This window comes from Phaeobacter sp. 11ANDIMAR09, assembly GCF_001294455.1.
Taxonomy (GTDB): domain Bacteria; phylum Pseudomonadota; class Alphaproteobacteria; order Rhodobacterales; family Rhodobacteraceae; genus Pseudophaeobacter.
The window spans coordinates 144,159-158,047 of record NZ_LIKT01000004.1 but is presented as its reverse complement, the minus strand read 5'-3'; the positions used below and the strand labels follow the sequence as shown (position 1 = coordinate 158,047).

Below are 13,889 nucleotides of genomic sequence, written 5' to 3'. Positions count from 1 at the left end.
ATTAAGACCCATAACGCAACAATTGGTGTGCAATATCTCAACTCGGAGTATCAATATGAGCTTTAATCTTTCAGAAATGTCCCGCAAAGAGCTTTTGGAACTAAAAGCCGGGATTGACGACGCCCTGAAAGAAGCTGAACAGCGCGAACGCAGAGAAGCCATTAAAGCTGCCGAAGAAGCCGCAGCTAAATTTGGTTTCTCTCTGGATGAAATCGCAGGCCCGGCAAAGGCCGGGAGTAAGAAGCAAAAAGCCGCCGCAAAGTACCGCAACCCACACAACCCAGAGGAAACTTGGAGCGGTCGCGGCCGCAAGCCGCATTGGGTGCATTCTGCGATCACCTCTGGTATGGATATCTCTGACCTGGAAATCTGATTCCGGAATTGGAGAAAAAATGACCATTCATATCGGCGCTGAAAAAGGCGATATTGCAGAAACTGTTCTAATGCCAGGGGATCCCTATCGGGCCAAATGGGCGGCGGAAAACTTTCTTCAGGATGCCCGGCTGGTAAATGAAGTGCGTGGAATGCTGGGCTATACCGGCAACTGGAATGGTCATCGGGTGACAATTCAGGGGAGCGGCATGGGAATGCCCTCCCTTTCCATTTATGCCAATGAACTAATCCGTGATTTTGGCGCAAAAACACTGATCCGAATTGGGTCTTGTGGCGGCATGCAGCCGCAGGTCAAACTGCGGGATGTCATTCTGGCTATGACGGCAACCACTGTTGGCTCTCCGTCCCATAGCATTTTCAAAGAGCTGAATTTTGCCCCCTCAGCGGATTGGTCACTTTTGCAGGCGGCGGCCCAGGCGGCGGAAACACGGGATGTCGGCCTCCATGTGGGTGGCATCTACTCCTCCGACACCTTTTATGACGAACGTCCCGATCTGAATGAGCAGATGGTGCGCCACGGCATTCTTGGCGTCGAAATGGAGGCCGCTGAACTCTATACCCTGGCGGCGCGCTATCAGTGCCGGGCTCTTGCCGTTCTCACGGTCTCAGATCATCTGGTCACTGGCGAAGCCTTGCCCTCAGAGCAGCGCGAGCGCAGCTTTGGTGATATGGTCGAAATCGCTCTGGAAGCGGCCTTTGCCTAACTCCGTCAAGCCCCGATCCAGCAGAAACTGAGACTACAAGAGCGGCCAAGGGGCCGCTCTTTTTTGTGGGGCCCGTCGGTTATCGCTGCCCCCTGCGTTTGGCACAACCGCAGCGCGCCGCCTTGGCGGCGCGCTGCGGGGCCCAAGGGGGGCTGGCGCATCTGTGATGCGACTGCCCCGCGCGGGAGCCCTCCCCCTCTTTTTCAGGTTAGCGCCCGTGACTTTGATCATAGCCATTGAGCTGCGGGCTTTGCCATGCCTCCAGCGCCGCCTCAGAAGGGGCAAAGGTCTCCACCAGCAGCGGATAACAGGCCGCAGTATCGCTGGAGTGTTCAGATGAGCAATCCCCCCCCGGACAGGCGCTCAGAGCCCCAAGCAGGGAGATTTCAGCAAAGAACTCAAGATAGTCCCCGGGGCGTACCGGGCTTTGCTTCATAAAATACTGCCCGGTGTCGCGGGTAAACCCGGTGCACATAAAGACGTTGAGCACGTCATGCACATGGGGTTCCGCCTCTGCCAGGCTGATGCCCAGATGGTCAGCCAAGGCGCGTGTCAGATTTGAGTGGCAGCAGTGATGGTATTGGCTGCCCGCCAGTAGATTGCCCGTATAGGGGTCACAACGGGTGCCAATGACATCATGTACCGAGCCGCCAAACTCATCCATCCCGTACCAAGCCAGACTGTCCTCAATGATCGTCGCCATAGGGCGCATCGCCGGAAAGCTGGTCCACATCCGCTCGCCGGTGGTGATATGGGTGCCATGCAGGGCGCGGGTCTTACCTGAATAAAACCGCTCGGACAGGTCATCCCGGTTCCACAGATTCAAATCCCCCACCTGCGGCCCCTCAACCGAGGTGATGCGAAAGAAATGCCCGGCGGGCACCTCAAAGCAAGCAGCATCCCGCGCCGCGGCCAAGACCTCACCTGTCTTTGTCGCCCCTTCCCGCGCCGCGCGGTACAGGGCAAGATCCGGCACCGGCAGGGTCGAGTTGGGATAGCAGATCACTGGCCTGACAGCGCGGCGTGCCGCCGCATCGGCTGGCACCTGATGGGATGAGTGAGCCATGAATGAACCTTCCATTGTTTGGCCCATCTAGGCCTTTTTCCCGGAACCAAGGCAAGCCCGATATGCCCCAGCTTCGCCCCTACCGGCTCACGTCCTTGTCAGTGGCCCGCAGTGACCCGGCGCGGGCTTGGCTGCGGGTCTGCTGGCTAGTTCCCGCGCAGACAATGGCGCGGCTCGGGGCTGCCTGTCTGCATGGCATCGCAACTGCTGCAGCGCCAACGGTTCTGACTCCGCTCCTGTCGCCAGCGACAGTCCCGCGTCAGGGTCGTCGTTTTGCGACGGTAGATGAAATAGGCAAAAACGCCGGTGAGCAGCAGCAACAAGAGAATAGGCATGCCTGCCCTGTAGCGCCTGACATGCCACAGCTCAAACAAAAACCTCCGAACCGAGGGAGGTCGGAGGTCTCTGAGCGGCGCAGCCTCTCATCAGGCGGCGTCGTAATAGGGCACAAAACCCTCTGTCGGACGATTGTCATTGCTCTGGGTCAGTGCCTCTGGGCTGTAATAGGCCCAGGCCTGGTCCAGATCCTGCAGCGCCTGTTTGGCTTTGGCTTCAGCGGCTGTGTTGGGCAGAAATTCTACGGTCTTCATTGTCGCATGTCCTGATCGGTTTGAAACCTCTCCCTGATCCGGAACATAGGAGTTTCCGTATCTATGGACACCGCCTAAAAACGCAGTCTCGACATGCATTTAACGCAGATCACAGGCCAGTCCTGTCCCTCAGGTGCAAACAAAAACACCCGGACAGTCTCCTGTCCGGGGGCGATATAGCTTGTCCTCTACCAGAGGAGGCTGACCAGATCAGACGGCGCGATCAACCATCATATGTTTGATATGGGCGATCGCTTCGGCTGGGTTCAGACCCTTGGGGCAGGTCTTGGTGCAGTTCATGATGGTGTGGCAGCGGTACAGCTTGAAGGGGTCTTCCAGCTGGTCCAGACGCTCTGGCGTTGCCTCATCACGGCTGTCGATGATCCAGCGGTAGGCGTGCAGCAAGGCAGCTGGCCCAAGATACTTGTCGCCATTCCACCAGTAGCTCGGGCACGAGGTCGAGCAGCTGGCGCACATTACGCATTCATAGAGACCGTCGAGCTTTTTGCGGTCCTCAATGGACTGACGCCACTCTTTTGCGGGAGCGTTGGTCTTGGTCTCCAGCCAGGGCATGATCGACGCATGCTGGGCGTAGAAATGTGTGAGGTCAGGAATGAGATCCTTGACCACTGGCATATGTGGCAGCGGGTAGATCTTCACGTCGCCCTTGATCTCATCCAACCCGTAGATACAGGCCAGAGTGTTGATCCCGTCGACATTCATCGCACAGGAACCACAGATCCCTTCGCGGCAGGATCGGCGGAAGGTCAGTGTCGGGTCGATCTCGTTTTTGATCTTGATCAGCGCGTCCAGGATCATCGGACCACATTTGTCCATATCCAGGAAATAGGTGTCCACCTGCGGGTTCTTGCCGTCGTCCGGGTTCCAGCGATAGATCTTGAACTTGCGCACATTGGTTGCGCCTTCGGGCTTGGGCCACGTCTTTCCCGTGGTGATCTTGGAATTTTTCGGAAGTGCGAATTCGACCATAGATCGTTCTCCTTGCTTAACTACCTGACGGACCAAGGGCCAAAGCCCCGGCACGACAAGAGATCGAGTGGAACGGCAGGGCGACATAGCCCGTCCGAACATGAGGGTTGGCCTCAAATGAGGTAGAGTTTTGACGAGGGAGGCAGAGCAGGATCATGAAGCCCCCCCTTGAGATGGCATAGGGACCTGGGTCGCGACAGAGCGCAGGTAGGCCGCATCTTTTGGAAACAGCGCGTCAAGCGCGGCCATCAGGGTCTGATCGCGCGCCGCCAGATGCAAAACCGCCTGATATTCAGGATCCCCCAACATCTGTTGGCCGCGCTGATCGGTCTGCAACTCCTCGACCGAGGTGGCCTGTTTCTGAAACGATGAGCCACCGCCATAGCGCTGCACCTCGCCCAGAGTATTGTCGCGCAGCGGCAGACCCAGCTCTGCCAGTATGGACGCCCGGTACTCAGCATCCGTGACCCAGCGATCATAGAGAATGCAGGTCAGACCCAGCTCTTGTGCCCGCGTCACCAGCGCCAGGATCCGGGTATAGGTATCAAAAGCCCGCAACAGGATCGACGTACGGCGCGACAGGCTGTAGCCCTCGTTCGGCTGCATCTTCTTCAACAAAGACGCCGACCAGTTGAGAAAACTGCGATAGGCGACCAGGTTGGCGGTCAACAGGGTATCATCAAAGGGGCCAGAGAGGCGTTTATCGCCGCTGAACTCCGCAGGCGAGCTGTCCTCATAAGAGATCAACAGCATCGCGCCGTCACCTGCAGGCCCGGCAACACCCGCCAGATCCTTTTGCGCCTTGCGGTGCGGGCCCTGAACGGCGTCAAGCTCCAGCGATTTGAAGGTCTTGAACGGATGCGTCTTAGGAGTGCAATTGTTCAGAAACACCGACCGGCCAGTGGGCGCATTGCGCTGCAGCCAATTGGTGATCGCATGATTTCCGGAACGGCGCATGCCAAAGAGACGCAGCGCCGGGCCGGGTTCAAAGCCAAGTGCCTGCCATTCGGCAGCACAAAGAGCAGGAGCGGCAGCGCTCACGCAGCACCTCCGCCGCACAGGCTACAGGCCCGCCTGCGGGTCATCGCCCCGCACAGCGTTCTACCTGTTTCTGTCTGCGTCATTGCGGCCACGGCCTGCCCTTTCATCATGTTTCTTTTCCGCCTTACCCGCCGAACATCGCCCGCAATGCAGCGCGCTCTAGGCAGTCCTGCAATTTCGGACGGCGTGCCGATGCCCTCTTCATCAAGGCCAAAAAAGCCTCTTTGTCATCGGCACCCGCGAATTTCACCAGCCGCCGCACCTGGCCGCCGCCAGCATGTTCGGACAGGCAGGATGCCATGGCATGGTCGACCTTCCTTGGCTCACTGTCATCGGCCGCCGCAAAGAAGGCCGTCAAGGCGGCCTGCGCATCCGAAGACGCAGTCGAGCTTGCTACGGCCGCCGAAGCAGCCGCAGCCATGGTGCCAGCAATCAGCAGCCCTCGCAGCATCAGAAGGTCCGGGCCTTTGGCGCGATCTTCTTGAGACTGATGCCGCCCTCTTCTTCGGTGGTCAGCGGGTCAACAACAACAGGGCGATAGCTCAGATCCACCTTGGTACCGCTCTCATTGATGCGGCTGACGGTGTGCACACGCCAGTTCTCATCGTCGCGCGCGGTAAAGTCCTCATGCGCATGGGCGCCGCGGCTTTCCTTACGCGCTTCGGCCCCAACAATCGTCGACAGGGCCGAAGGCATCAGGTTGGTGAGTTCCAGGGTCTCCATCAGATCCGAGTTCCAGACCAGCGACTGATCCGTCACTTTCAGGTCGCCCATCTTGCCGGCGATTTCGGTCATGGCCTCGACACCTTCGGCCATTGTCTTGGCGGTGCGGAACACAGCAGCGTCACGCTGCATGGTCTTTTGCATCTCCAGACGCAGATCCGCTGTCGGGATCGCCCCCTTGGCGTAGCGCAGCCCGTCAAAGCGTTCAAAGGCCTTGTCGATCTTGCCCGCATCGGCCTGTGGGATGGCCGCCTCGCGGTCCACCACCTTGCCGGCGCGGATGGCCGAGGCACGACCAAAGACCACCAAGTCAATCAGCGAGTTGGAGCCCAGACGGTTGGCCCCATGCACCGAAGCACAGCCCGCTTCGCCCACGGCCATCAGACCGGGTACGGTTGCAGTTGGGTTCTCTTCGGTGGGGTTCAGCACTTCGCCCCAATAGTTGGTCGGGATACCGCCCATGTTGTAGTGCACGGTGGGCAGAACCGGGATCGGCTCTTTGGTGACATCCACGCCTGCAAAGATCTTGGCGCTTTCGGAAATGCCGGGCAGACGCTCGGCCAGGGCCTCGGGTGGCAGATGGCTGAGGTTCAAGTGGATATGGTCGCCTTCGTCGCCAACACCACGGCCTTCGCGGATCTCCATGGTCATTGAGCGCGAAACATAGTCGCGTGGCGCCAGATCCTTATACTGGGGCGCATAGCGCTCCATGAAGCGTTCGCCTTCAGAGTTGGTCAGATAGCCGCCTTCGCCGCGCGCGCCTTCGGTGATCAGACAGCCGGAGCCATAGATGCCGGTGGGGTGGAACTGGACGAACTCAAGATCCTGCATCGGCAGGCCTGCGCGCATCACCATGCCACCGCCGTCGCCAGTGCAGGTATGGGCCGAGGTGGCCGAGAAATAGGCGCGACCATAACCGCCGGTCGCCAGCACCACCATCTTGGCGTTGAAGACATGCATGGTGCCGTCGTCGAGCTTCCAGCAGACAACGCCCTGGCACTGGCCATCATCGGACATCAACAGGTCGATGGCGAAATATTCGATATAGAACTCAGCGTTGTTCTTCAGCGACTGACCATAAAGCGTGTGCAGAATGGCGTGGCCGGTCCGGTCGGCAGCCGCACAGGTGCGCTGCACCGCGGGGCCTTCGCCAAATTCGGTGGTGTGGCCGCCAAAGGGACGCTGATAGATCTTGCCCTCTTCGGTGCGCGAAAACGGCACGCCATAGTGGTCCAGCTCGTAAACCGCCTTGGGGGCTTCGCGGGCGAGATATTCCATCGCATCCGTATCGCCCAGCCAGTCAGACCCCTTGACGGTGTCATACATATGCCACTGCCAGTTATCGGGGCCCATGTTGCTCAGCGAGGCGGCGATACCGCCCTGCGCCGCAACCGTGTGGGAGCGGGTCGGGAAAACCTTGGTGACGCAGGCCGTACGCAGGCCCTGTTCGGCCATGCCCAGGGTTGCGCGCAGCCCGGCGCCGCCGGCACCCACGACCACGACGTCATAGTCATGCGTCTCGTATTCGTATGCAGCCATATTTCTTGTCCCTTACAGCGCGATCTTGGCCAGGGCAAAAACCCCGGTGGCGATTGTCGCATAGCTGAGGCCGATCACAAACATGATCAGCGCCTTGCGCATCGAGCCACGCGCATAGTCTTCGATCATCATCTGCGCGCCCTTGTTGAAATGCATCACGCCGGCAAACAGCGTGAGACCCGTCAGGATTGCCGGGAGGGGGCGTGCAAAAGTGGCCAGAACCTCTTCCTGCGTGCCGCCAATGGCGGATCCAACGATATAGATGAAGGCCGGAACCAGAAAGGCCAGCGCCACGGCGCTTACCTGCATGTACCAGTGATGTTCGGTGCCGGTGCCTGCGGCGCCTTTCCCGACGGCGCGTTTACGAGCGGTCAAATAACGCATGTTGTGCTCCTTAAACCACGATCACGGTGATAACGGTGAGGACGACCGAACCGATCATCATACCCCAGCCCAGTTTCTCGGCGGTTTCGATGTCCAGCCCGTGGCCCGCATCGAAATAGAGGTGCCGCAACCCGGCAAGGAAGTGATACCAAATGCCAAGCGTCGACAGCGTCAGCACGATATCGCCAAACCAGGAGGTCATCACCCCATTGGCGGTGGCAAAATAGGCGGGCGAAGTCGCCGCCGCGAGGAGCCACCAAACGACCAGCATCACCGAAATGATCAGCGCATTGCCTGTGATCCGGGTGAGGATCGAAGACAGCGAAGTCATCTGGGGGCGATAGATCGACAAATGTGGCGAAAGCGGGCGATTGCCCCGATTTACATCGGCCATGTTGGCTCCTTTCCAGTTAGCTATTGGTGTTTTATCCGATTTTTCATCGCTGTCACCCAAACGAGAGGTAAATTTCTGCGGTTATTTGACCTGTTTTTAAAAAAACCATGACATCGTGATCACAGGCTACAGTCAAGTGATCACAAATTCACCCTATTGGAAATTTTTTGCAGAATCAGCGCTCCCCTGTGCAAATTTTTGCAAATCCGCCGCTTTGTTCTCTGGAGGCGACAGCGCGCCTGCGGTTTTCTGCGCCACTTCCCGGACCAGTTTCCGGCGGATCTTTTCGGGATAGTCGCGAAAGCTGTGCGCGGTTTCAACAAAGGCGCCCTCACCCCGGATCACATGTTCATAGAAATAGGCTGTCAGCTCTGGCTCGCTTTGCTCGATGGCGATGGCATTGACGGTAACATCGGCCTGGCGCATCAGAGGCTTCAGCGTGGCGGGCTCAACGCCCTCATTTGAGGGCCCGTCGCCAGAGAGATCAATGACCCGGCGTTTGCAATTGGGACCCGTGACAATCTGCTCCAGCCCCAGCAGCAGCGCCTCTCCCAGAGCGGTGGAGTAATTGCGCCAGGGACGCGGTGTCGCTTCGACCCTTTGCGCCAGTGCCTCGACCTCATCAAAGGTTCGGGTTGGCGTCCAGGGGATGGAAATCTCTTGCCGCGCCCGTCCGGACCATTGGATCAGAGTCACCTGCGCCTGGGCATTTACCAGGGCCTCAGACACCACCCCGTCACGCAGACCCGCTGCCAGCCCGTCCATCTGGATACGGTATTCAGTCGCATCTACCGAACCCGAAACATCCACCGCCAGCACCAGCGCCAGATCACAGGCCCAACCAGGCAAGGGCAAGGCAAGTAAAACAGCAGCAAAGAGTCGGGCTTTGAACCTCATCCAAAAACTCTAGGCAAGAAGATGCCCTGTCGTCACCCCTGATGTAGGACAAACACAGAGCTGTGATCACCTTCGAAAAAACCACAGACCAGGCAGCTGTCTGCCTGGCCTGCTTAAAGAACCTGGTTCAGCCCCATGGGCGTTACTTTGGCATCAAGGCCCAATAGTCCAGATCCAGCAGGACCTCGGGCAGGTATTTGCCATCCTCGCCTTTCAACGCAAAGGGTTCGCCACCTTTGGTGGCCACGAGACGCAGGCGGATCGCACCAACGCCGGGGGCATCGGTGTCGGCCTTGTCCAGCACCTCGGACCAGGCGCGGATGGTGGTGCCAGACAGGCAGGGGTTGGCATGGGCGCCACCGTTGAGCCCCACAATCATCTGCGCATTGGCCAACCCGTTGAAGGACAGGGCCCGCGCCATTGAGATCACATGGCCACCATAAATCAGCCGCGTGCCATCCGGGCGGGCGGTATTGTCGAAATGCACTTTGGCGGTGTTCTGCCACAGACGGGTGGCGAGCATATGCTCGGCCTCTTCCACCGTGACCCCATCGACATGGTTGATGATCTCGCCAATCTCATAGTCGCCCCAACGGTGGGCCTCACCCGCCAGATCAAAATCGTAGTCAGAAAAATCCAACCCCGCAGGAACCGCCAGCTGATCGGCGGGAATGACCTTGGCCAGGTCCGGCAGCACGGTTTCGGGAGCAGGCGCGTCCAGATTACCTTTGCGCACCATGACCCAGCGAACATACTCCATCACCGTCTCGTCGCGCTGGTTCAGACCGCGAGTACGCACATAGACCACACCGGTTTTGCCGTTGGAGTTCTGTTTGAGCCCGATCACCTCGCTGGTTGAGCGCAGGGTATCTCCCTCATAGACCGGCAGGAGCCAGCGCCCCTCGGCGTAGCCAAGGTTGGCCACCGCGTTCAGCGAAACATCAGGAACGGTTTTGCCAAAGACGATGTGGAAGGCCGCCAGATCATCCAGTGGCGATTTGGGCAGACCAGAGCGGCGGGCAAATTCATCCGAAGAATAGAGCGCATGCCGCGCCGGGTAGAGCGCGTGATACAGAGCACGCTCGCCACCCGAAACAGTGCGGGGCACCGCATGGGTGATCACATCTCCCAGGGCATAGTCTTCAAAAAATCGGCCTGCATTTGTCTTTGCCGCGCTGGTCTTACTCATCAATGTGCTCCCAGTTTTGTCTCGGGTGTGTAGGTGCCATCCACCTCCTTCACCACAGATTGACCGCAGCGCATGATGCCTTTGACAGGATCAAAGGTCTGGGTAGGGCTGCCATGCAGCTCCCACCCTTTGTTCAGCGCATCGGTCACCTTGTGACAAAAGGCGGACGTGTCGTCTTCGCTCAAAAAGCGGTAAAGTTTCATGGCTCAGCCTCCAGGAAAGGGTGAGGGACCAAGCAGCCCGTGAATATAGCCAATCACGCCCATCAAGATAACAGAAGCCACCAGGAACATGGCGTCCTTGGCAATGCTGCCCTTGGGGTTCGGGGTCCAGTTGGGTTCGGATTTGTTGATCACCACTTTTTCGACAATCGACCAAATCCACAGACCGCCAAACAGCACAAAGGAGGCCGGGTCCCAGTTGACCAGCAGGTGGGCAATCGCCCAAAGGCCAAAGCCGGTCAGCATCGGGTGGCGCATCTTGTAAAAGATCGCCCCCTTGGCGGGGCCTGGGCTCATGAAATAGATCGCAATCAGCACCAGCAGGTTGTTGATATGCTGGAAAAAGGGCGGGTAGAGCCCCAGTTCAAAACTTTCGGCCGAGCGATAGCCCAGCACCATCAGCACAATACTGGCAACGAGGGCAATGGCGACGAGTCCCTTGCCCTTGTCGCCCAGGGGTTCACGGATGCCGGGGGCGACGCGCTTGAACAGATGCGCGCCCCACCACAGCAGGATGCCTAGGACCAGAAGTGTCATGTCAGTCTCCCATAGATGTTAACTTGGTTAACACCTAGGCCGAAATCGCAGCGATTGCATCCGCTTTTGCGAGAATTTCCCGTGCGGTCACAACATGCAGGTTCTCGACAATCTTTCCGTCCACCACTGCAACGCCCTGACCGGAGGCCTCGGTCTCTTCAAAGGCGGCAATCTGGCGGCCTGCGAGGTCGATTTCTTCTGCGCTGGGGGCATAGGCCTCATTGGCAACCGCGACCTGCGCTGGGTGGATCAGGGTCTTGCCATCAAAGCCCATGTCTCGGCCCTGAGTGCTTTCAATCATCAGCCCTTCGTCATCCTTGAAGGCATTGTAGACGCCATCGACGATGATCAGACCCTCGGCTTTGGCCGCCAGCAGGCACAGCCCCAGCCCCGCCATCATCGGCAGGCGGTCAGGACGGAAGCGCGTCTGCAGCTCTTTCGCCAGATCATTGGTGCCCATCACCATGCCCTGCAGTCTGGGATGCGCCGCGATTTCGGCAGCATTCAACATACCGCGCGGTGTTTCCATCATCGCCCAGAGCGGTTTGTCACCGGTGATCGCCGCCAAAGCGTCCAGATCCGCAGCGCTAGATACCTTGGGCAGCAGAATGGCGTCACAATCCATCGCAGCAGCGGCTTCGGCATCTGCCTTGCCCCAGGGGGTATCAAAACCGTTGATACGGACAATCTTGACCCGCGCACCATAGCCACCCTCTTTGAGAGCCGCTGCCAGAGTGTCGCGCGCATTGTCTTTTTCCTCAACCGATACCGCATCCTCCAGATCAAAAATCACCGCATCCACGGGCAGGGTTTTTGCCTTTTCCAGGGCGCGAGGCTTGGAACCAGGGATATAGAGTACCGAACGATAAGGGCGAGTGCGCGGATCCATCAGGAAGCCTCCAGGTTATTTTGTTGCGCAAACGGGTATAGATTCGGAGTGAAACTTTCAAGAGCATTCATGCCGCATTGCAGAATGAACCCCACGACAGGGCGCTCACCCATGGCTAACGCACCTATGAAAAACGATATTTTCCCTGCACGTTTTCTACGATTCAATTGGCCCGGCGGGTTAACCTTTTTTCAAAGTGTCCTTGGCACAATTTTTCTATCGCAGCGGCCATCTGGCCTGGGATCACGTCAGCCTCAATCGCCCAGTTTATAGGGGCCAAGGCCAAATACCGATCCTCCACCTGCGTGGGCAAAAGCCCGTTTAGGAAAGATCGGGCCAAAGGCTCGCATAACCATTACGTCAACCAAAACCGGCCCCGATCTGACGGGTTCGAAAGAGAGGTCTAGCGACCGCTCTCTCTCAGGTCAGCCGTTCCGCATAGGGTAAAACCCAAGGAGAAGACGATGTTTAGAACTGCACTTGGCCTGTCTGTACTGGGCTTTACCGCGAGCCTCATGGCTGCCTCTCCCGCATTGGCCCAGGGCCGCAACTGCGCACCACGCGACGTTGTTGTCGAGCGCCTCGCATCGAAATACGGCGAAAGCCGCCAGGCCATTGGCATTGGCCAACAGGGCATGGTGATGGAGACCTTTGCCTCGGCCGAAAGCGGCAGCTGGACCATCACAGTGACCATGCCCACCGGCATGACCTGCCTCATGGCCTCGGGCCAGTCATTTGAAGCCCTGGCCGAAGCCGTCCCCACCCAGGACAACGGCGCCTGAGAGAGGCATTGGCCGGAATGGCCAATCACAAAACGGCCCGGCGCGCAGGATGGCGCGCCCTGCCGCACACGCACCAGGCAGCTCGCTTGCAAGTCTTGCCCGGTCTGCGCCTCATAGCCCTGCCTGCCCTACGCGGGTAAAGATAGGTCTTAGAGCCCAAACTCCCCACTCCATTTTCTCGGCCATTTACCTCGCTCCGGCTCCACGAACACACTGGTCTAACCCGCCCGCCCGTGGAATAGGCTCCATGAGGGCATCCGTCCCTGGTCATCCTTCCAATTTTCGATCAGAATCGAAGCCAGCCAAGGGCCGCCGCCAGTGCTCAGCACCGGGCCAAAAGCGCAAGACAGCCCGGCAAATGCGACCTTCCCAATCACAAATGCGAAAAACATAGAAACAAGTGTAACAAGAATTGATTGCCGCACGGCCCTTATTTGCAAGCCTTTTCACAACTCCGATGACGCAAAATCCGGTAGCGCCCTGCGATATGCCGCAGTGCAGAACCCTTGCGCGGGCGCGCATGAGGGCGTAGGCATCCCCCCAATTTCAACCGGACCGGAGAGAAATCCCCATGGCCAGACCCAAGATCGCGCTTATTGGCGCAGGCAACATCGGCGGCACGCTCGCTCACCTCGCAGCAATCAAAGAACTGGGCGACGTCGTTCTGTTTGACATCGCTGACGGCCTTCCCCAGGGCAAGGCACTCGACATCGCCCAATCTGGCCCTGTTGAGAAAATCGACGCAGCCATGTCCGGCTCCAGCGATTATGCCGCCATTGCTGGCGCCGATGTTTGCATCGTCACCGCAGGTGTGGCGCGCAAACCCGGCATGAGCCGTGATGACCTGCTGGGCATCAACCTGAAAGTGATGAAATCCGTTGGTGAAGGCATTGCCGCCCACGCGCCAAACGCCTTTGTCATCTGCATCACCAACCCGCTGGACGCGATGGTCTGGGCGTTGCAGAAATTCTCTGGCCTGCCCACCAACAAGGTTTGCGGCATGGCTGGCGTGCTGGACTCGGCCCGTTTCCGCCACTTCCTGGCCGAAGAATTCAACGTCTCGATGCGCGACGTCACCGCCTTTGTTCTGGGCGGCCACGGCGACACCATGGTGCCATCCGTGCGTTATTCCACCGTTGCCGGTATCCCCCTGCCCGATCTGATCGACATGGGTTGGACCACGCAGGAGAAACTGGACGCAATGGTTCAGCGCACCCGTGATGGCGGCGCCGAAATCGTTGGCCTGCTGAAAACCGGCTCTGCCTTCTATGCACCTGCCGCCTCGGCGATCGAAATGGCCGAAGCCTATCTGAAAGACCAGAAACGCGTATTGCCATGTGCCGCCTATTGTGACGGCGACCTTGGCGTCAAAGACATGTATGTCGGCGTTCCCACCGTGATCGGCGCCGGCGGCGTTGAAAAAGTTGTCAACATCAAGCTCAACAAAGAAGAGCAGGAAATGTTCGACACCTCTGTTGCGGCGGTTCAGGGTCTGGTTGACGCCTGCAAAGGCATCGACGGTTCGCTGGCCTAGGCCACGCCCTCCACTC

Annotated in this window: 18 protein-coding genes; 4 read left to right on the top strand and 14 right to left on the bottom strand. The window is 58.7% G+C overall.

Annotated features, from left to right (window positions below):
- Positions 1-55 precede the first annotated feature (55 nt).
- Positions 56-373 (top strand): H-NS family nucleoid-associated regulatory protein, encoded by a 318-nt coding sequence (locus AN476_RS05060; RefSeq protein ID WP_054459894.1) that lies wholly within the window; start codon positions 56-58, stop codon positions 371-373.
- A 19-nt stretch (positions 374-392) separates the two neighbouring features.
- Positions 393-1,097, top strand: coding sequence for a purine-nucleoside phosphorylase (gene deoD, locus AN476_RS05055; RefSeq protein WP_054459893.1), 705 nt, complete (start codon positions 393-395; stop codon positions 1,095-1,097).
- Between the two features lie 208 nt (positions 1,098-1,305).
- On the opposite strand, the gene AN476_RS05050 is transcribed toward deoD, so the two are convergent.
- The 14 genes from AN476_RS05050 to AN476_RS04990 all read right to left on the bottom strand — a co-directional run bounded on the left by AN476_RS05050 (position 1,306) and on the right by AN476_RS04990 (position 11,557).
- Entirely contained in the window at positions 1,306-2,163 is an 858-nt protein-coding gene (locus tag AN476_RS05050) for a DUF1989 domain-containing protein (protein ID WP_054459892.1), read from the bottom strand.
- A gap of 146 nt (positions 2,164-2,309) precedes the next feature.
- Positions 2,310-2,498 carry a hypothetical protein gene (locus AN476_RS23050; RefSeq protein ID WP_054459891.1) on the bottom strand — a complete coding sequence of 63 codons (189 nt, stop codon included), beginning with the start codon at positions 2,496-2,498 and terminating at the stop codon, positions 2,310-2,312.
- Between the two features lie 90 nt (positions 2,499-2,588).
- Positions 2,589-2,753 carry a hypothetical protein gene (locus tag AN476_RS22810; protein WP_157063679.1) on the bottom strand — a complete coding sequence of 55 codons (165 nt, stop codon included), beginning with the start codon at positions 2,751-2,753 and terminating at the stop codon, positions 2,589-2,591.
- A gap of 210 nt (positions 2,754-2,963) precedes the next feature.
- A complete protein-coding gene (locus AN476_RS05040; protein WP_054459890.1) occupies positions 2,964-3,743 on the bottom strand; it encodes a succinate dehydrogenase iron-sulfur subunit in 780 nt (259 codons plus the stop codon).
- Positions 3,744-3,896: 153 nt separating this feature from the next.
- Complete coding sequence (locus AN476_RS05035) at positions 3,897-4,784, bottom strand: hypothetical protein (protein ID WP_054459889.1); 888 nt, start codon at positions 4,782-4,784, stop codon at positions 3,897-3,899.
- 124 nt (positions 4,785-4,908) lie between these two features.
- Positions 4,909-5,235, bottom strand: coding sequence for a hypothetical protein (locus AN476_RS05030; RefSeq protein WP_054459888.1), 327 nt, complete (start codon positions 5,233-5,235; stop codon positions 4,909-4,911).
- On the bottom strand, positions 5,235-7,046 hold the full coding sequence (gene sdhA / locus AN476_RS05025) for a succinate dehydrogenase flavoprotein subunit (protein ID WP_054459887.1): 1,812 nt from the start codon (positions 7,044-7,046) through the stop codon (positions 5,235-5,237). Before sdhA ends, AN476_RS05030 begins: the two co-directional genes overlap by 1 nt.
- A gap of 12 nt (positions 7,047-7,058) precedes the next feature.
- Positions 7,059-7,430, bottom strand: a complete 372-nt coding sequence (gene sdhD / locus AN476_RS05020; protein ID WP_054459886.1) for a succinate dehydrogenase, hydrophobic membrane anchor protein — start codon at positions 7,428-7,430, stop codon at positions 7,059-7,061.
- A gap of 10 nt (positions 7,431-7,440) precedes the next feature.
- Positions 7,441-7,824, bottom strand: coding sequence for a succinate dehydrogenase, cytochrome b556 subunit (sdhC, locus tag AN476_RS05015; protein WP_054459885.1), 384 nt, complete (start codon positions 7,822-7,824; stop codon positions 7,441-7,443).
- Positions 7,825-7,977: 153 nt separating this feature from the next.
- Positions 7,978-8,721, bottom strand: a complete 744-nt coding sequence (locus AN476_RS05010) for a DUF1194 domain-containing protein (RefSeq protein WP_054459884.1) — start codon at positions 8,719-8,721, stop codon at positions 7,978-7,980.
- A gap of 142 nt (positions 8,722-8,863) precedes the next feature.
- On the bottom strand, positions 8,864-9,910 hold the full coding sequence (locus AN476_RS05005) for a MaoC family dehydratase (RefSeq protein ID WP_054459883.1): 1,047 nt from the start codon (positions 9,908-9,910) through the stop codon (positions 8,864-8,866).
- Positions 9,910-10,113: a DUF1737 domain-containing protein gene (locus tag AN476_RS05000; protein ID WP_054459882.1), complete on the bottom strand. Its 204-nt coding sequence runs from the start codon at positions 10,111-10,113 to the stop codon at positions 9,910-9,912. The genes AN476_RS05005 and AN476_RS05000 overlap by 1 nt, the downstream gene beginning before the upstream one ends.
- Positions 10,114-10,116: 3 nt before the next feature.
- Entirely contained in the window at positions 10,117-10,668 is a 552-nt protein-coding gene (locus AN476_RS04995; protein WP_054459881.1) for an NnrU family protein, read from the bottom strand.
- 34 nt (positions 10,669-10,702) lie between these two features.
- Entirely contained in the window at positions 10,703-11,557 is an 855-nt protein-coding gene (locus AN476_RS04990) for a CoA ester lyase (protein ID WP_054459880.1), read from the bottom strand.
- Between the two features lie 464 nt (positions 11,558-12,021).
- On the opposite strand from AN476_RS04990, the gene AN476_RS04985 reads away from it, so the two are divergent.
- Entirely contained in the window at positions 12,022-12,339 is a 318-nt protein-coding gene (locus AN476_RS04985; RefSeq protein WP_054459879.1) for a hypothetical protein, read from the top strand.
- 571 nt (positions 12,340-12,910) lie between these two features.
- Positions 12,911-13,873, top strand: coding sequence for a malate dehydrogenase (mdh, locus tag AN476_RS04980; protein WP_054459878.1), 963 nt, complete (start codon positions 12,911-12,913; stop codon positions 13,871-13,873).
- The last annotated feature ends 16 nt before the right edge of the window (positions 13,874-13,889 follow it).